General features: G+C 70.5%; 22 protein-coding genes and 1 pseudogene. 11 read left to right on the forward strand and 12 right to left on the reverse strand.

Translation table 11 applies throughout. The annotated features are described in order from the left end of the window. Window positions 1-2: 2 nt before the first annotated feature. Window positions 3-98 (forward strand): annotated as a pseudogene (locus ACWCO3_RS18635) (dihydrofolate reductase family protein); the annotation flags it as partial. Window positions 99-106: 8 nt separating this feature from the next. On the opposite strand, the gene ACWCO3_RS18640 reads toward ACWCO3_RS18635, so the two are convergent. Beyond that, window positions 107-1,453, reverse strand: coding sequence for an ABC transporter substrate-binding protein (locus ACWCO3_RS18640; protein ID WP_145779265.1), 1,347 nt, complete (start codon window positions 1,451-1,453; stop codon window positions 107-109). A gap of 250 nt (window positions 1,454-1,703) precedes the next feature. On the opposite strand from ACWCO3_RS18640, the gene ACWCO3_RS18645 reads away from it, so the two are divergent. Then, window positions 1,704-2,477: a M23 family metallopeptidase gene (locus ACWCO3_RS18645; RefSeq protein WP_145779266.1), complete on the forward strand. Its 774-nt coding sequence runs from the start codon at window positions 1,704-1,706 to the stop codon at window positions 2,475-2,477. Between the two features lie 55 nt (window positions 2,478-2,532). Here the strand turns inward: ACWCO3_RS18645 and ACWCO3_RS18650 are convergent, their stop codons facing one another. From ACWCO3_RS18650 to ACWCO3_RS18670, 5 genes are all read right to left on the reverse strand, one after another. Further along, on the reverse strand, window positions 2,533-3,027 hold the full coding sequence (locus ACWCO3_RS18650) for a TspO/MBR family protein (protein ID WP_450011135.1): 495 nt from the start codon (window positions 3,025-3,027) through the stop codon (window positions 2,533-2,535). Between the two features lie 142 nt (window positions 3,028-3,169). After that, complete coding sequence (locus ACWCO3_RS18655; RefSeq protein WP_007464364.1) at window positions 3,170-3,313, reverse strand: GPGG-motif small membrane protein; 144 nt, start codon at window positions 3,311-3,313, stop codon at window positions 3,170-3,172. Further along, a complete protein-coding gene (locus ACWCO3_RS18660; protein WP_145779268.1) occupies window positions 3,304-4,080 on the reverse strand; it encodes a metallophosphoesterase family protein in 777 nt (258 codons plus the stop codon). The genes ACWCO3_RS18655 and ACWCO3_RS18660 overlap by 10 nt, the downstream gene beginning before the upstream one ends. A 10-nt stretch (window positions 4,081-4,090) precedes the next feature. After that, window positions 4,091-4,366 carry a hypothetical protein gene (locus ACWCO3_RS18665; protein ID WP_145779269.1) on the reverse strand — a complete coding sequence of 92 codons (276 nt, stop codon included), beginning with the start codon at window positions 4,364-4,366 and terminating at the stop codon, window positions 4,091-4,093. Beyond that, window positions 4,363-4,947, reverse strand: coding sequence for a nucleotidyltransferase family protein (locus ACWCO3_RS18670; RefSeq protein WP_145779270.1), 585 nt, complete (start codon window positions 4,945-4,947; stop codon window positions 4,363-4,365). Before ACWCO3_RS18670 ends, ACWCO3_RS18665 begins: the two co-directional genes overlap by 4 nt. 182 nt (window positions 4,948-5,129) lie before the next feature. On the opposite strand from ACWCO3_RS18670, the gene ACWCO3_RS18675 reads away from it, so the two are divergent. Next, on the forward strand, window positions 5,130-5,798 hold the full coding sequence (locus tag ACWCO3_RS18675; RefSeq protein ID WP_145785470.1) for a dTMP kinase: 669 nt from the start codon (window positions 5,130-5,132) through the stop codon (window positions 5,796-5,798). Here the strand turns inward: ACWCO3_RS18675 and ACWCO3_RS18680 are convergent. Continuing rightward, a complete protein-coding gene (locus ACWCO3_RS18680) occupies window positions 5,783-6,472 on the reverse strand; it encodes an SDR family NAD(P)-dependent oxidoreductase (protein WP_145779271.1) in 690 nt (229 codons plus the stop codon). The genes ACWCO3_RS18675 and ACWCO3_RS18680 overlap by 16 nt on opposite strands. A 160-nt stretch (window positions 6,473-6,632) precedes the next feature. Between ACWCO3_RS18680 and ACWCO3_RS18685 the strand changes: the two genes are divergently transcribed. The 4 genes from ACWCO3_RS18685 to ACWCO3_RS18700 all read left to right on the forward strand — a co-directional run bounded on the left by ACWCO3_RS18685 (window position 6,633) and on the right by ACWCO3_RS18700 (window position 10,965). After that, entirely contained in the window at window positions 6,633-7,649 is a 1,017-nt protein-coding gene (locus ACWCO3_RS18685; RefSeq protein ID WP_450011138.1) for an NAD-dependent epimerase/dehydratase family protein, read from the forward strand. 74 nt (window positions 7,650-7,723) lie between these two features. After that, window positions 7,724-8,638, forward strand: a complete 915-nt coding sequence (locus tag ACWCO3_RS18690) for a MurR/RpiR family transcriptional regulator (RefSeq protein ID WP_088949842.1) — start codon at window positions 7,724-7,726, stop codon at window positions 8,636-8,638. After that, complete coding sequence (locus ACWCO3_RS18695; protein ID WP_145779273.1) at window positions 8,635-9,591, forward strand: N-acetylmuramic acid 6-phosphate etherase; 957 nt, start codon at window positions 8,635-8,637, stop codon at window positions 9,589-9,591. The genes ACWCO3_RS18690 and ACWCO3_RS18695 overlap by 4 nt, the downstream gene beginning before the upstream one ends. 384 nt (window positions 9,592-9,975) lie before the next feature. Then, window positions 9,976-10,965, forward strand: a complete 990-nt coding sequence (locus ACWCO3_RS18700) for a sigma-70 family RNA polymerase sigma factor (protein WP_358053555.1) — start codon at window positions 9,976-9,978, stop codon at window positions 10,963-10,965. A gap of 70 nt (window positions 10,966-11,035) precedes the next feature. On the opposite strand, the gene ACWCO3_RS18705 is transcribed toward ACWCO3_RS18700, so the two are convergent. Beyond that, the gene (locus tag ACWCO3_RS18705) at window positions 11,036-12,013 is read right to left on the reverse strand and encodes an NlpC/P60 family protein (RefSeq protein WP_450011142.1); all 978 of its coding nucleotides are present in this window, start codon (window positions 12,011-12,013) and stop codon (window positions 11,036-11,038) included. A 492-nt stretch (window positions 12,014-12,505) separates the two neighbouring features. On the opposite strand from ACWCO3_RS18705, the gene ACWCO3_RS18710 reads away from it, so the two are divergent. Further along, window positions 12,506-13,027, forward strand: a complete 522-nt coding sequence (locus ACWCO3_RS18710) for a DUF6232 family protein (RefSeq protein ID WP_145779276.1) — start codon at window positions 12,506-12,508, stop codon at window positions 13,025-13,027. Window positions 13,028-13,075: 48 nt separating this feature from the next. Here ACWCO3_RS18710 and ACWCO3_RS18715 read toward each other — a convergent pair whose 3' ends face one another. Beyond that, window positions 13,076-13,405: a DUF3817 domain-containing protein gene (locus tag ACWCO3_RS18715; RefSeq protein ID WP_145779277.1), complete on the reverse strand. Its 330-nt coding sequence runs from the start codon at window positions 13,403-13,405 to the stop codon at window positions 13,076-13,078. A 25-nt stretch (window positions 13,406-13,430) separates the two neighbouring features. Beyond that, window positions 13,431-13,853, reverse strand: a complete 423-nt coding sequence (locus ACWCO3_RS18720; RefSeq protein WP_208744935.1) for a hypothetical protein — start codon at window positions 13,851-13,853, stop codon at window positions 13,431-13,433. Window positions 13,854-13,987: 134 nt separating this feature from the next. Between ACWCO3_RS18720 and ACWCO3_RS18725 the strand changes: the two genes are divergently transcribed. Genes ACWCO3_RS18725 through ACWCO3_RS18735 form a run of 3 tightly spaced genes read left to right on the forward strand, consistent with a single transcriptional unit; the run spans window position 13,988 to window position 15,252 of the window. Then, window positions 13,988-14,326: a DUF6158 family protein gene (locus tag ACWCO3_RS18725; protein WP_145779278.1), complete on the forward strand. Its 339-nt coding sequence runs from the start codon at window positions 13,988-13,990 to the stop codon at window positions 14,324-14,326. Then, the gene (locus ACWCO3_RS18730) at window positions 14,326-14,658 is read left to right on the forward strand and encodes a hypothetical protein (RefSeq protein WP_145779279.1); all 333 of its coding nucleotides are present in this window, start codon (window positions 14,326-14,328) and stop codon (window positions 14,656-14,658) included. The genes ACWCO3_RS18725 and ACWCO3_RS18730 overlap by 1 nt, the downstream gene beginning before the upstream one ends. 39 nt (window positions 14,659-14,697) lie before the next feature. Continuing rightward, complete coding sequence (locus tag ACWCO3_RS18735; RefSeq protein ID WP_145779280.1) at window positions 14,698-15,252, forward strand: DUF1360 domain-containing protein; 555 nt, start codon at window positions 14,698-14,700, stop codon at window positions 15,250-15,252. 57 nt (window positions 15,253-15,309) lie between these two features. Here ACWCO3_RS18735 and ACWCO3_RS18740 read toward each other — a convergent pair whose 3' ends face one another. Beyond that, window positions 15,310-15,504 (reverse strand): hypothetical protein, encoded by a 195-nt coding sequence (locus tag ACWCO3_RS18740; RefSeq protein WP_358164201.1) that lies wholly within the window; start codon window positions 15,502-15,504, stop codon window positions 15,310-15,312. 48 nt (window positions 15,505-15,552) lie between these two features. Next, entirely contained in the window at window positions 15,553-15,786 is a 234-nt protein-coding gene (locus tag ACWCO3_RS18745; protein ID WP_423438027.1) for a hypothetical protein, read from the reverse strand. Between the last annotated feature and the right edge of the window lie 424 nt (window positions 15,787-16,210).

The following is a 16,210-nucleotide window of genomic DNA, read 5'->3' on the forward strand; positions in this document are numbered from 1 at the left end:
CGCTGTTCATCTCGGCCGACGGCGTGGCCGAAATCGATCCTGACTGGCACTTCCCGTACTTCGACGAGAACATGGGCCGCGCCGTCACCGAGGGCCACCGCCGGGATCACTTAGGCCAGCTGCTCTCGATGCCCTGGAGCACCGGGCCGGTCTGCTTGCCGTTCAGCCACTCGACCATGCCCTTCCAGAACGTTCCCGCGCCGACGGCGGCCGGCATCAGGTCGGATCCGTCGAAGCGGAAGGTACCGGTCTTGTCCTGCAGGATCTGGACGGAGAGCTTGTCGATCGGGCTGGCCACGTTGGCGATGTCCAGCTTGTTGTTCGCCGTCACCCAGTTGCCGAGCTTCGCGCGGCTGTTGACGTACTCCGCGGAGGCGAGGTAGGTCTGCACCGCCTGGACCTCGGGACGGTCGGCGTAGGCGACGACGAACTCGCCCGCGCCCAGCACCGGCTTGCCCTTGGCCGGGTCGATGGCCGGGAAGTAGAAGGCGAACGCGTCGCCGTCCTCGGCCACCTTGGTGCCCTCGGGGAACTGGTTGGCGTAGAACGACGCCTGCCGGTGCATCGCGCACTTGCCGGTGGTCACCGGCACGCCCGCCTCCTGGAAGGAGGTGGTGGTGATGCTCTTGACGCCGCCGAAGCCGCCGTTGACGTACTTCTCGTTCTTGAGGATGCTGCCGGCGCGGTCGACCGCGTCGACGATCTTCGGGTCGTTGAACGGGATCCCGTGGGTGGTCCACTGGTCGTAGACCTCGGGGCCCTGCGTCCGCAGGATCACGTCCTCGATCCAGTCGGTGGCCGGCCAGCCGGTGGCGTCACCGGACTCGACGCCCACGCACCACGGCTTCGTGCCGCTGGCGGCGATCTTGTCGCTCAGGGCGATGAGCTGGTCCCAGGTGGTCGGAACCTCCCAGCCCTTCTCCTTGAACGTCTTCGGCGAGTACCACACGAAGGACTTCACGTTGGCGCCGAGCGGCACGCCGTAGAGCGTCCCGTTGACGGTGCCGTACTTCAGCCAGTCGGCCGGCATGTTCTGCTCGGCGAGGGCCTTGGTGTCGGCGCTCAGGGACTTCAGCTTGCCGGCGTCCGCGAACCGCTTCACGAGGCCGGGCTGCGGCACGAAGGCGATGTCGGGGGCGTTGCCACCGTCGACCCGGACGGGGAGCTGCGCCTCGAACTCGCCGCTGCCCTCGTACGCGATCTCGATGCCGGTGCAGTCGGTGAACTGCGACCAGGAGCGCTCCAGCAGGTCGGCCTCGGCGTCACGGATGGACGCGTAGATCGAGACCTTCTTGCCGTCGTGACCCTCGTACTTGTCGTATGCCGCGCACTCCGCGGAGCCCGCGTTGCTGCTCTTCTTGTCGCCGCCGGTGCCGCAGGCGGTGGCGCTGAACGCCAGCCCGAGTACGCCGGCGATCACGAAGGCCTGGCGTGGTCTGGTAAAGACCGCCATGCCGTCCTCCTTCCTAGCCGGCGCGGTCGTGCTGGTGACCCGTCGCCGGTCCGATTGGGCGTGCACACATGTAAGCGCTTGCATCCGGCCCGGTCCACCCCCTGTCAGACACGAGCGAGTAACAATCCGGAAACCTGCGGGCTGCCTGGTGGGCGCGCTCCCGGCAAGGATCATGGGCTCTTTCGAAGATTGACGATATCTGTCAGGCTAGGGCCACCTCATCGAAGGTTTTCGACATAGGAGGAGCTGTATGCGAAAGCGGTGGATCAGCCTGCTGGTGACGGGTCTGCTCGTCGGAGGCGTGTTGACGCCGGCGAGCCCGGCGCTGGCCGCACCGACCTTCAAGGTGCCGTTCCCGTGCGGCCAGTCCTGGTCCGGGCAGACCCGGACGGGTCACAGCCCGGCGAACGCCATCGACTTCAACCGCACCGACGACCTCGGCGACCCGGTCGTGGCCAGCGCCCCCGGCACCGTCGACCGGGTGACCGACCTCGGCGGCACCAGCTACGGCAAATATGTCCGAATCAACCACGGGGGCGGTTACAGCACCTACTACGCCCACCTCAACGGCTTCAACGTCTCCGTCGGCCAGACTGTCGGCTACGGCAAGGTGCTCGGCTGGGTCGGCAGCACCGGTGGCTCGACCGGCCCGCACCTGCACTACGAGCAGCGCCTCAACGGCGGCGACATCCAGGCGCGCTTCAACGGCGCCCTCGCCCTGTACTGGGGCACCAAGACCTACACCAGCGACAACGGGTGCTCCTCGGGCAGTGGCAACGGCACTGTCGACACCAGCGGCACCGCGTTGACCGTCCGCTCCGGCCCCGGCACCGGGTACGCCTCGGTGGGCACCGTCGCCGACGGCACCCGGGTGACCATCGCCTGCCAGACCAGTGGCACCACTGTCACCGGCACGTACGGCACCAGCTCGATTTGGGACCGGATCGGCTCCGGCAGGTTCATCGCCGACGCGTACGTGTACACCGGGCACGACGGCTACATCCCGGGCGTTCCCCGCTGCTGAGTGCGACGGGACGACGGTCTCCGGCGGGCGCACCGCCCGTCGGAGACCCTCCGGATCAGGAGTTCAGCTGCCAGATCGACAGGTTCAACGCGGCGGCGAAGGTGACCCAGGCCCAGTAGGGCAGCAGCAGGGCGGCCGCGACCCGGGTCACCCGGGCGAACAGCACCACGGTGAGGCCGATCGCCAACCACATCAGCACGATCTCGGCGAACGCCAGCCCGTAGCGGCCCGCGCCGAAGAACAGCGGCGTCCAGATGGCGTTGAGCACCAGTTGGGCGGTCCACGCCCAGAGGGCGAGGGAGAAGCCCACCCGCCGCCACACCAGCCAACCGGCAACCGCGATCAGGGCGTACAACAGCGACCAGACCGGGCCGAACAGCCACGAGGGCGGCGCCCAGCTGGGCTGCCGCAGGCTCGCGTACTCGTCGGTGGTGCCCTGCACGCCCAGCCCGCCGATGGCGGCCGCGACGAAGACGGCCGCCGCGAAACCGGCGAGGGCCCACCACTGTCGCCGGCCCGAGGCCGTCGGAGCGTCCCGAGATGTCTCCATAATCAAGATGTTTCCGGATCGCGCCGGGTCAAACCGCCCAGACAAGAAAGCGCCGGGATCGCCGCCACCGGTGCTCCTGTCGGGAGGACGGAGTTCCGGTCACGGCGACCCCGGCGGGTCCCGGTGTTAGGAAGTGAGCGCGTCAATTGAAGATGCTGACACCACCCGGGCCGACCAACAGCCCGACAACGATGAGGACGATGCCCCACAGGATCTGCCGGCGGAACAGCGCGAGGATGCCGGCGACCACGAGTACGACTGCGAGAATCCAGAGAATCAGCTCCATGACCTCTGACTACCCGACTGGCCGATCGCGGAAACCTGGTCGGTGTCAAGTTGATCGCCGACGTGGAAGACGCTGTACGCCTGCTTGATCACCGGGTGCGCGACGTTGCGGACGCGTACCCCACCGGGGGTGGTGCCGCGCTCGGTGCCGGCGTGCGCGTGCCCGTGCAGGGCCAGCGCCGTGGGGGCCGAGTCGATCGCCTGCCCCAACTGGTACGACCCCAGGAACGGGTAGATCTCCAGCGGTTCGCCGACCAACGTGTCCGGCACCGGTGAGTAGTGGGTGAGCGCGACGAGCATGTCGCAGTCCAGCGAACGGAGCGCAGTGCCGAGGCTCTCGGCGCTCTCGTTGGTGGTCCGGACGAACGCCTTCATCTCCGGCTCACCGAAGTCGCTCGCGCACCGCCCGGCGAACCCGCCGCCGAAGCCCTTCACGCCGGCGATGCCGAGCCGGCCGCCGGCGCAGTCCAGCACGACGCCGTTGCCCTCCAGCACTGTGATGCCCGCGTCCTCCAGCACCTTGACCACCTGCGGCACCTGGTCGCACTGGTGGTCGTGGTTGCCGAGCACGGTCACCACCGGCACTGCCAGGCCGCCGAACTCCTCCGCCACGCAGCGCGCCTCGGCCTCGGTGCCGTGCCGGGTCAGGTCACCGGCCAGCAGCAGCACGTCGGCGCAGTCCGGCAGCTCCTCCAGCGCGGGGCGGAACCGTCCGACCACGTCCTCGTCCAGATGTACGTCGCCCACGGCGGCGATCCGGATCACCATGGAACCTCCCTCAGGGCAGTTGCTCGATCTCCGTGGGCGCGTGCGTGCGGATCACCCCGATGTCGCTGGTGATCGGCACGTCCGGGAAACGCTCGGACACCCGGCGCAGGATCTCCTCGCGCCGGTGCGGGCTCTCCACCTCGCCGTTGAGCACGATGGCGCGTTCCCGGCGGACCACGGTGATCCCTTGTTCGGCGACGGCGGGGTCCTCGGCGAGGAGCCGTTGGATCTCCGCTTCGACGTACTCGTCCGGTGGCCCGGCGTCGATGTCGCGATGGTGGGTCACGATGTCCCCTCTCCGGTCGGGGTGCCGGTGCCCGGCACCACCTCCAGCCGGTCCAGCAGCACGAGGAACGCCTCGGCGTACGGCGAGTGCTGCGTCTCCTTGCGTACCCGCTCCCAGTCGATCTGTTCCCGTAGCGATCGGGCCAGCGGCAGGCCACGGGCGAAGTCGCAGTAGTGCTGCGAGAAGCTCAGCAGCTTGTGCACCATCAATTGGGTGGCCGACAGGACCGGCATGTGGATCGCGTCCACCGGCCGGATGACTGTGTCGGCGAACGTCTCCTCGGTCACCGGCGTCTCGATCGGCCGGTGGATCAGGTCCACCATCCGGCCGTCGTCGAAGACCTTGACCAACCAGTCCTCCGGTGGGCGCTCGGCCACGAACCCGGCGGCCACCAGTGCTTCCAGCGCCTGCTCCACGTCGGTCTCCCGGATCAGGAAGTCGACGTCGTGGTCGCTGGAGTGGCCTCCGTGGGCGTAGACGGCGAAGCTGCCGCCCAGGGCGAACGGAATCTCGGACTGCTTGAGCACGGCGGCGACCTTTTTCAGGGTGTGCACCAGACTCTCGTCCCCGCGCTCAGCCATCTGGTTCTCCCGTCGTCGTATAGGTGGACCGGCGGTTGGATTTCGAACTCCGGTACCCGGCATTCCGGTCGGCCACACCTGCTGGCGTCGCGGTCAGGTGTCAACAGGGATGAACCACTACAAACCTCGCGGCGTAGGTGCGTGGGTCGGATAGCCTGTGGAAGGTGGCCAGATCATCGGGGATGCGTCGACGCAGGGCCCGGTTGCGCACCGTCGCCCTGATCGGGATCGACGGCTCCGGCAAGACCACCCAGGCGCACCGACTGGCCGACGCGCTGACCGCGGCCGGCCGCCCGGCGACGTACCGGCGCAACGCCAGCGGACGGCGATGGCTCGGTCGGCTCGCCCATCGGCTCGGCCGACCCGACGCGCAGCGGCTCGTCGGGCGGGACGGCGTACTGGCGGTGGAGTCCGTGCTGCGCTGGCTCGCGATCGCCGTCGCTCTGATCAGTTGCCTGCTCACCGGCCGGACAGCGGTGATGGACCGCTACTCGGCCTGCCAGTACGCGAGCATCCGCGCACACGGCGGGCAACGCTGGGAGCGGCTGGCGCGGGCCGGTTACCGGCTCTTCCCGACGCCGCAGGTGACCTTCCTGCTCTCCGTGGACCCGGCGGAGGCGTACCGGCGGATCGAAGAGCGCGGCACCGACCACGAGACGATGGGCTGGCTGACCGCCGCCGACACCGCCTACCGGGCCCTCCCCGAATACCCGAGTTTCGTGCTCGTGGACGCGGGTCGCCCGGCCGAGGAGGTCAGCGAGCAGATCCAGGCGCACCTGGAGACCTGGCTGCCGCCCTCCTCGGACCAGCCGCGGGACGCGGGCCCGTTGGCGACTCAGGCCCGCCCGTAGACCGGCACTGTGGCGCCGCTGGTCGGCGCGGACTCCGCCGACGAGAGGAAACGGATCACCGGGGCTATCTCCGCCGGGGTCACCCAACGCGAGTGGTCGGCGTCGGGCTGGGCGGCCCGGTTCGCCGGGGTGTCGATGACGCTGGGCAGCACTGTGTTGCAGCGCACCCCACGGTGCCGGTACTCCACCGCTACCGCGTTGGCGAAGGCCAGCACCGCCGCCTTGGCCGTCACGTAGCCGGCCGCGCCCGGGAACGGGGCGACCGCCGCGCGGGCCGAGACGCAGACCACCGCGCCCTGACCGGTCGACATCAGGTGCGGCAGCGCGGCCTGGGTGACCAGGTAGGTCGGCCGCAGGTTGACGGCGAGCATCCGCTCGAAGACCTCGACCGGCGTCTCGTGCACCAGGCCACCGCTGGCGTACCCGCCGACCAGGTTGACCACGGCCCGCAGCGGCGCCGTGGGTTCGCCGGCGGCGACATCGACCGCCCGCGTCACGTCTACCGGATCGCTCAGGTCCGCGACCAGTCGAACCACACCAGCCGCCGGCTCCGACCCGGGCCGGGCATCCCGCTTCGGTACGACCACCCGCCAGCCCGCCTCGACGAATGAGGCGACGACCGCCCCGCCCAGCCCGCCGCTCCCGCCGGTAACCAACACACTGCCCACCACCATCCCCCCACGCTAACCCCCACCCCCTCCCCGCGCGCCCCCTCCGTCGATCATGAAGTTTTCGCCGCGACACGCCGAGCCGGGTGGCGACAACGTCATGATCGAGGTCTGCCGTCGGCAGAGTGGTTGGGTCGTGGGGCGGTCGGGGGCGCAGGATCGGCGGATGCGGATTCTGATTCTCGGTGGCACCCGGTTCCTTGGGCGGGCACTGGCCCGGCTCGCCGTCGCGCAGGGACACGACGTCACGTGCGCCGCTCGTGGTGTGTCCGGCGCCGTTCCGGCCGGGGCCACGTTGGTGCCGGTCGACCGGGACGACCCGGACGCGCTGGTGCCGCTCGCCGGCGACGGCTTCGACGCCGTGATCGACGTGACCCGCCAGGTCAGCCACGCCCGGCACGCGCTCGCCGCGCTCGCCGACCACGTCGGCCACTGGTCGTTCGTCTCGACGATCTCGGTGTACGCCGACAACACCACCCCGGGCCAGACCGCTGTCGACGCGCCGGTGCTGGCAGCGGCCCCGCCGGACGTGGACGGACCGGTCGGCCCGGACCACACCTGGTACGGCGAGTGCAAGGTGAGCATCGAGCAGGCGGTGCGGCAGCGGGTGGGCGTCGGCCGGTCGTTCATCTGCCGGGCGGGGCTGATCGTCGGCGTCGAGGACCCGAGCGACCGCTTCCCGTACTGGGTGCGGCGGCTGGGGGCCGGTGGCGAGATCCTCGCGCCCGGACGCCCGACCGACCGTGTGCAGTTCGTGGACGTCGCCGATCTGGCGAGCTGGCTGCTGCACGCCGCCGGGACCCGCCTCGGCGGCACGTACGACGGCATCGGGCCGGCGATGACCCGGGCCGACTTCCTGGCCGGGGTGGCCGCCGGGCTGGACGTGGCCGACCCCGCCCTGACCTGGGTCGATCAGGACTTCCTGACCTCGCACGATGTGCGCGAGTGGTCGGGGGAGCGGGCACTGCCGCTCTGGGTGCGACTGCCGGAGTCCGGTGGCCTGATGGACCGCGACGCTCGACCGGCTCTGGCAGCCGGGTTGGCGGTCCGTCCGTTGTCCGACACCGTTCGGGCGACCGCGTCCTGGATGGCAGCACAGCCGGACGCCGTACGGCAGGGTGGTCTCGACCCGGCGGATGAGGCGGCGGTGCTGCGGGAGTGGCAGGCTGTGCGGGACCGGTGATCCCGGCTGCCGACACTTCCCCCACCCGGACAGTCATAGTTGACGCTCACGCCTGGTGAAAGTAAGTTTCATCCGTGGCGAAGAGTCCGAAGATTTCTGCGAGTCAGGAGCCCGGTGGGCTCATCGTCCACATCAGCGGGCTGTTGCCATCGCTGTCGCCCGCCGAGCAGCGGGTTGCCCGGCTGGTCGTGTCCGACCCGGCTGCCGCCGCGCGGCGGACCATCACCGACCTCGCCACCGCAGCGGAGACATCCGAGGCGACCGTCATCCGATTCTGCCGTTCGGTGGGCATGGACGGTTACCCCCAACTGCGCATCCGCCTCGCCGCCGAGGCCGCCCGCCGGATCGAACCGCCGGACGCCCGGGTGGTCGGCGGTGACATCCCGCCCGGTGCCGACCTCGCACAGATCATCGCCACCATCGCGTTCAACGACGCCCGAGCGGTCGAGGAGACCGCCGAGCAACTCGACCCCGCCGTCTGCGAGCAGGTGGTCGAGGCGATCAGTGGCGCCGGTCGGATCGACATCTACGGCGCCGGCGCCAGCGGGTTCGTCGCCTCGGACTTCCAGCAGAAACTGCACCGCATCGGCCGGATCGCCTTCTACTTCCCGGACGTGCACACCGCGCTGACCTCCGCGGCCCTCCTCGGCCGGGGAGACGTGGCGATCGGCATCTCGCACACCGGCACCACCTCCGACGTGATCGAGGTGCTGGAGCAGGCCCGAACGCGGGGTGCCGTCACAGTGGCGCTGACCAACTTCCCCCGGTCACCGATCACCGACGTGGCGGACTTCGTGTTGACCACGGCTGCCCGCGAGACCACCTACCGCTCCGGCGCGACAGCCAGCCGGCTGGCCCAGCTCACAGTGGTCGACTGCCTCTTCGTCGGCGTGGCGGCCCGCAACCGGGCCCGGGCCCGTAAGGCACTCGAGGCGACCGCCGAGGCGGTCCAGTCGCACCGGGTGGGTGCCAACCGGAGGCGGGCATGACGGCCGGGGCGGTGGAACCGGACAAGGACATGCCAGCGTCGCCCGCCCGCCCCACCGTCCGGGTGGGCGCCCCCACCGAACGGCGCAACCCCCTCAGCGTCGACCTCGACCTGATGTCGACCCGCGACGTCCTCACCGTGATCAACGAGGCGGACCGGCGGGTGCCGGCGGCGGTCGCCGCGGTGCTCGACGAGATCGCCGCCACCGTCGACCTGGCAGTCGCGGCCCTGCGCGGCGGTCACCGGGTGCACTACTTCGGGGCCGGCACCTCCGGCCGCCTCGGTGTGCTCGACGCCGCCGAGCTGGCCCCCACCTTCAACTCGCCCCGGCACTGGTTCTGCGCCCACCTCGCCGGTGGCCCGGACGCCATGTGGCGGGCCGTCGAGGACGCCGAGGACGACGACCGGGGCGGAGCGGTCGAGGCGGCCAGTTGCGTGCGTGCCGGTGACGTCGCGGTCGGCCTGGCGGCCAGCGGACGCACCCCGTACGTCCTCGGGGCGCTCGCCGCGGCCCACGCCAAGGGTGCTTCGACGGTGCTGCTCTGCGCCAATCCGGAGGCGGAGGCCGCCCGGTCGGTCGACGTGTTCATCGGGGTGGACACCGGACCCGAGGTGGTCACCGGGTCGACCCGGATGAAGGCGGGCACGGCGCAGAAGTTGGTGCTCAATGCGTTCTCGACAGCCGTGATGGTGCGACTGGGTCGGGTCTACTCGAACCTCATGATCGATATGGTCGCCACCAACGCGAAGCTCCGCGGACGATTGATCTCGATTCTGGTCGAGGCCACCGGCTGCTCCGAGCAGGTCTCCCAGAAAGCCCTCGCGGAGGCCGGCGGTGACCTGAAGACGGCGCTCGTCAGCCTGGTCTCCGGGGCCGAGGTCGACGCCGCCCGGGCCGCGCTGGCCCGTTCCGCCCACCAGGTACGCGGCGCCCTCGCCCTGCTCGCCCGCTGACGCCCGCTCCGGGGGAGCGGGAAGCGAAAGGCCCCTCGGATTGTTCATCTGGCCGGGGGGTAATAACACTCCCGATGGATGAACCGACCGGTCCGCCGCTGCGTATCTGCCAGTGACCAGGATCGCAGCGTGGTGGTGACCCGGGTCGCTGTGCCCCCACGGCTGGCGGTGTTGCCATGGTGCGGTGACCCGTGCGTGGTGCCCAACGGAGAGCCGCCCGAACGGGGTGCTGACAGCAAACATGGACCGTGCTCTCAGCTAGTACTCAGGCATTCGTGACACTTTCGACTCACGAGACGGAATCCCCGACACGTCTCATCTGTTGTGTAGGTGTCAGCACCGCTGGGCACAGCAGAAGTTACCAGGGGTTGACGGACGTGGGGAATGGCAAGGAACCGGGCAACCGGCGCGAGCGAGGGGACCGTGGGCAACGTGGACAAGAACATCGGCATGCGAACCGACGAGGTTGCCGAGGAGCGCGACCTGGTCGGCGTCTACCTGCACGAGATCTCCCGGACGCCACTGCTGGACGCCGCCAAGGAGGTCGATCTCTCCAAGGCGATCGAGGCCGGCCTCTACGCCGAGCACCTGCTCGGTGAGGATGCCGTTCCCGCCGGTGTCGACCGGGCCGACCTGGAGTGGCTGGTCGTCGAGGGGGAGCGCGCGAAGGACCTCTTCATCCGCGCCAACCTCCGGCTGGTCGTGTCGATCGCCCGGCGCTACGTGCGCTCGGGGATGCCCATGCTGGACCTGATTCAGGAGGGCAACACCGGCCTCGTCCGGGCGGTCGAGAAGTTCGACTACGAGCGCGGCTACAAGTTCTCCACCTACGCCACCTGGTGGATCCGACAGGCGATCAGCCGGGCGATCGCCCAGCAGGAGCGCACCGTCCGTCTGCCGGTGCACCTGGTCGAGGACGTCAACCGGATGCGCAACGTGGCCCGGCAGCTGACCCGTGAGTTGGGCAGCGACCCGGAGCCGGAGCAGATCGCCAACGCCCTCGGCGTCACCGTCGAGCGGGTGAACGAGCTGCGCCGCTGGTCGCAGGACACCGTTTCGCTGGACACCCCGGTGGGCGACGACGGCGACACGAACCTCGGTGACCTGGTCGCCGACAGCGACGCGCCGTCGCCGGAGGACATCGTCCTCAGCGGCCTGGAGCGGCAGCGCATCGAGGGGCTACTCAACCACCTCGACGACCGGTCCGCCGGCATCATGCGGGCCCGCTACGGGCTGGAGGACGGCCGGGAGCACTCGCTCACCGAGGTCGCCTCCCGGTTCTCGCTGTCCCGCGAGCGGATTCGACAGCTGGAGATCCAGGCGCTCGGCCGGCTGCGCGAGCTGGCCCGGGCAGAGGGGCTGCAGGCAGCCTGACCTGGTAGTAATGACGGCGAACGGCCGGCGTCCGATAGGGGGACGCCGGCCGTTCACCGTCTTCTGACGTCTAGCGGACCCGGCCGTAGCCCTGGATGGGCATCATGTTCATGCCCCGCTTGAGCACGTTGCGGCCGGCGCTCGGCGCGTCGATCACCTGACCGTCGCCCACGTAGAGGGCGACGTGCCCGAGCCCGCTGTAGAACACCAGGTCACCCGGCCGTAGGTCACTCCGACCGATGTGGGCGACCGCGCTCCACTGCATCCGCGTGTTGTGCGGCAGCGACCGACCGGCCGCCCGCCAGGCCGCTGAGGTGAGCCCGGAACAGTCGTAGCCGTTCGGCCCGTCGCTGGCCCACACGTACGGCTTGCCCAGCGCCCCGAACGCGTAACGCACCGCGGCACCCGCGTCACCTGCCACCGCTGGCACGTTCTTGGCCTCGGCAGCCGCGGCCTTGGGTTCGGGTCGCTCGGTGGCCGTCCCGTACGCCTGCCGACGCATCTCGTACAGCCTGGTCAGATCCTGCTCGATCTGCTTCTTGGCCGTCGAGAGCTGCCGGGCCTGCGCGGCCTGTTTGGTCAGCGTGGTGTCCAGCCGGGCCTTCTCGTCCAGCAGCCGTCGCTGGTCGGCCGTATAGCCGGAGATGCGCTCCTGCCGCTGGCGGGTCAGCTGGTCGAGTGTGCCGAGGCGGTCCAGCAGCGCCGTGGCGCCCTCGGAACCCAGCAGGGCGTCGGCGGTCCGCAGACTGCCGCTCTTGTACGCGGTGCTGGCCAACTCGGCCACATCAGCCTGGCTCTGCTTGGCCTGCTGTTCCAGCGGGCCGATGCGGGCCTGTAATCGGGCCACCGCGGCTTCGTTTGTCTTGATCTCCTCACGCAGCTTGTTGTACGACTCGACGACCCGCTCCAGCTCGGTCGAGGACGCCTCGATCCGGCGGGTCAGGTCGGCGGGGGACGGCTCGGCGTGGGCCACCGCCGTCGGGGCGAGCAGCGCGGCCGACATGCCGGCCAGCGCCATGGTGCGCAGCAGGTTTCTCAGGGATGACAAGAGCGGAAGGCCCCTCTCCCACGGCCGCCGGGGCTGCTGACGCCCTCGGCGACACCGGCCGGGGCCACCCGGGCGGACGGCACTGGGCCGGACCGGCTCGCCCAACCTAACCCGGGACGGCTGTCGCTCGCAGTTGAAGCAGGGGCGAATGTTGGCGAAGTGGCCGGGCGTATCAGTGCGTCGGGTGGCGTCATCGTGACTGATGACGCGTGAAAAGAGGGGTGAACCGTCCGTTCGGCGAGGTATTGACGGATACACGACTTTCGTCGTTCCGGGCGTATGCCGCCGGATATCTGGTCGCCATAACCGATAAAACCTGAAATGGATGCTGTTTCTCGGCGATGTCACCGGTTGGGGCAACGGTCGAGAGTCGACAAATACACAGGTCAGCTGGCGGCACCGCAACACAATGAACGGAGCCGGGAATCCCGTCGACAGGTAGCAATGCCTGCCCGGGGCCACCTCGGCCAACCGTCCCCCGCGGGAGGAACCGTGGAACGTGAAGGCGCAGGAACGCGGCCGCCGCGAACGGCGCCGGGCACCCGGTCGACACTGCTGTACGCGCGGCCCGGCATCATCGTGACCGTCGACCGGTTCACCGCCGGTCGAACCAGCTACCAGGTGACCGACCTGACCCACCTGCGTACCACCCGAGGCCCGCACGACCGGATCGCCGTCCGGGCCGTCGTCGTCACCACCAGCATGCTCGGCGGTGTCGGGCTGCTCCTCGGCTTCACCGGGGGTCTGCACCGCCTGACCGCCGGGGCGTACCTCATTCTCGGCGCGGTGTTCCTGCTACCGGCCGCGCTGGCCATGGTCGGTGATCGCTGGCGTCCACCGCCCTACGAACTGTGGGGGTGGTACAGGGGAGCCGAGGTGCTGCTGTTCAGCGCCGACGACGAGCGGCAGTTCGGCCAGGTCACACGGGCCCTGCTGCGGGCCCGGGAGGTCAACCGGTACGGCGGGTGGGTCGACCCCCTCGCCTCGGCCGAACCGTGGCGGCCGAACCGTTGACCCGACGGCGGTGGGCCGACGTCGAATCGGCGTTGGCCCACCGGCCGCTCAACTGGCGACAGGCTCCGGAGTCCGTTCCTGCCGCGGCGCGGCCACCCAGGCGCTGACCCGGCGCTCGGCGTAGAAGGAGACGAACGGCACGGTGCCGGCCAGCATCACCAGCAGCATCCGCTTCAGCGGCCAGTCGGCACGGCGGCTCAGGTCGAACGCGGCCACCAGGTAGATCATGTAGAGGAAGCCGTGCGCCGGCCCGATCGTCTCGACCACGACCGGGTTGTCGAACGCGTACTTCAGCGGCATGCCGATCACGACCAGCAGGATCAGCACCACGCCCACGATCCAGGCGATCACGCGGTACCGGGTAAGGGCAGCGCCCACCTTCGTCCGTCCTTCCGAGCCCGGCTCAGCCGGGATAGTCACCGGGCCGGGCGCCCGGATTGGCGTTCAACCATGACAGGTAGCGGTTGTAAGCGGCCAGGTCAGTGTCCTCGACGGCGTCGCCGACGGCCGGTGCCCGGGACACCCGCACCGGTCGGCGTACCGCCGGTCGGGAGCCGGCGTCGACCGTCGGCGCCGGCTCGACGGCCGGGTCCGGCGACGGCGCTTCGGCCTCCGCCCCCCGGCGGCGGGCGAGCTTCACCTCGCGCCACCAGACGTAGACCACGAAGCCGGCGAAGATCGGCCACTCGACCGCGTACCCCCAGCTCAGGCTGTTGCCGGCCGCGGCCCGGCTGACCTGCCACCAGCCCAGCCCCAGGAAGCCCAGGGTCAGCACGACCATGGCCACGTGGCGCGCGATCCACGCCGGGGTCCAGAGCCGCCTCATGGCATCGAGGGTACCGGGGGCCGCTCCGGTCTCCGACACCGTGTCGTAGTTGTCGCGTCGCCGCCAGGGTTTGGCCGCACGACGCCTGGGCAATCGTCTAGACGCCAGCCCAAACGAGATCAAGGGGGGCGATCATGACCGGATCGGTACGTGAGGACGGCTTCGCGTCCAGCGGCAACACCGAGATGAGCCCGGAGCAGCGGGTGCCCGAGTGGGGCGGCGACGACCTGGCCGACCCGGCCGGCACCGCGGGCCTCGACGGCGATCTGCCCGGCGTCGACCCGACGGAGTTGACCGACGAGGATCTGATCCGCGAGATGCACAGCCTGCACCGCACCCGCCTCGACACCCTGCGGCACGCGGCGGACTCCGCACTCGCCAACCACCTGCGGCGCACTGCGGAACTCGAGACCGAATACCTGGCCCGCCACCCGGGCCGGGAGGTCGACCCCAGCCGTCTGCGGGACGCCTGATGCCGGCGCGCGCCGTGCGCGGCATGTCCGCGCCACCTGAGGTGGTCTTCAACACGGCCACCGACCCGGATCGCGCCTCGGCCTGGCTGCCGGAGCCGCTGCGCGGCGACGGAAGCCCTGCCGCTGAGATCGACGGCGAGGAACTGCGCGCCCGCTGGGGCGACGGCGACGACTGGTCCGCCGAGATCCGGGTGGAGCCGGCCGATGCCGGCGGCGCCCGGATCCAGCTCGATCTGGCCGACGGGTCGGGCGAGCCCGGTCCGGACCAGTTGGCCGACGAGGCACTCACCAACCTGGCACGCGAGGTTGCCGACAATCTCCAGGCCGGCTGAGCGGGCCACGCGGGACGCCCGGTCCCGCACCACCACGACATGGGAGGAGAACGGGTGAGCGACACCGGCCTGCGAGACAAGGCGGCGCGGTTGCGGCGGGCGTACGCGCCGCACGAACACCGGCCGCTCGGCGGCTACCTGGCGGCGATGGGCGCCTACGCCGGGGTGACCGGCGCGCTCGCCGGTCTGGTCAAGGTGACCGGTCGGCCGGTGCCGGAACGTCCCGCGCCGTCCGACGTGGTGCTGCTCTCCATCGCCACCCACAAGCTGAGTCGGCTGCTGTCCAAGGACGCGGTGACGAGCCCTCTGCGGGCGCCGTTCACCCGTTATGACCGCCCGATCGGTAGCGGCGAGGTGATGGAGCAGGTTCGCGACTCGGGCAGCCCCACCCGGCACGCCATCGGCGAGTTGTTGAGCTGCCCGTTCTGCCTGGCGGTCTGGGTGGCCACGGGGCTGACCGGCGGCCTGGTGCTCGCGCCCCGGCTGACCCGGCTGGTGGCCACCGCGCTGACCGCGGTCGCCGCGTCCGACTTCCTCCAGATGGCGTACGCGACGGCGCAGCAGGCCGCCGAGGGCGGGCACGACGACGACTGACGAGCAGGAGCGGAAGGGGCCGTCGCTGCCGCCGGCCCCTTCCGTCGTACCTGAGTCTCAGCGCTGCATGCCGGACCAGCCGTGCGGCGACTCCGGCTCCCGCTCGTCCTTGTCCGCGCCGGTGATGATGTCCCGGTCCACCGCCGTCTTGTCGTGCTCGTTGGCGAAGTCCGGCTCGGGGGTGGTGTCCCTGCCCTTCGGCGGTTGACCTAGCGCCGGAACCTTCTCGTCGTGGTCCTCGTGGTGGGTCATGTCGGTGTCCCTTCTACGGTCGCTCACGCGACGGAGCTGGCAGGTCGCTCACGCGACGGAGCCGCCGAGCAGGTCGCTGGCCTCGTCCACCGAGTACTCGCCCTCGGGCAGCGCGTCGACTCGGGCGAGCAGGTCCGCTGGAAGCTCGGCAGCTACCGCCCGGCGGTAGATCTCGCCCTGGTCGACCCGCTCCTGCGCCCGGAAGACGTCGTCGAGCAGGTCGTCGAGGGCCCGGGTGTCCGGCTCCCCGGCCACTGATGCGTCGTCGGTCACCTCGATCAGCTACCCGGGCCGGAATCGGTCAAACGTCACGCCAGCGGGCCGCCTGCGCCGTCGGCCGATGACCTCATGCGCCTCCTTTGCTCTGCACCCACCCGCGCACCAGTTACGGACCGTGTGCGTCGCATCGGTGGGTGCAGAGCAAAGGCGGCGGCGGGTACTGCGGCGCTCGTCGCGCTCGTCGCGCTCGTCGTCGCGCTCGTCGCGGCGGTGGCCGGCCCGCCTCGGTCACTGGCGGCCGCTGCGTCTGCCTGCGGCATCGCGCAGGTCTCGGCCCGGTCTGGTGCGGTTCGGCGGATACAGACAGCGCCGCCCCCGGCCTTGTGGGCCGGGGCACCCTCGTACTCCCGGTCACCGGGTTGGACGGCCCGGGCGGCGAGCGACGCCGGCAGCGTCTCGCGGTCCAGACCCGGGCCACGTGCGGACC

The organism is Micromonospora sp. NPDC002411, from assembly GCF_053592955.1.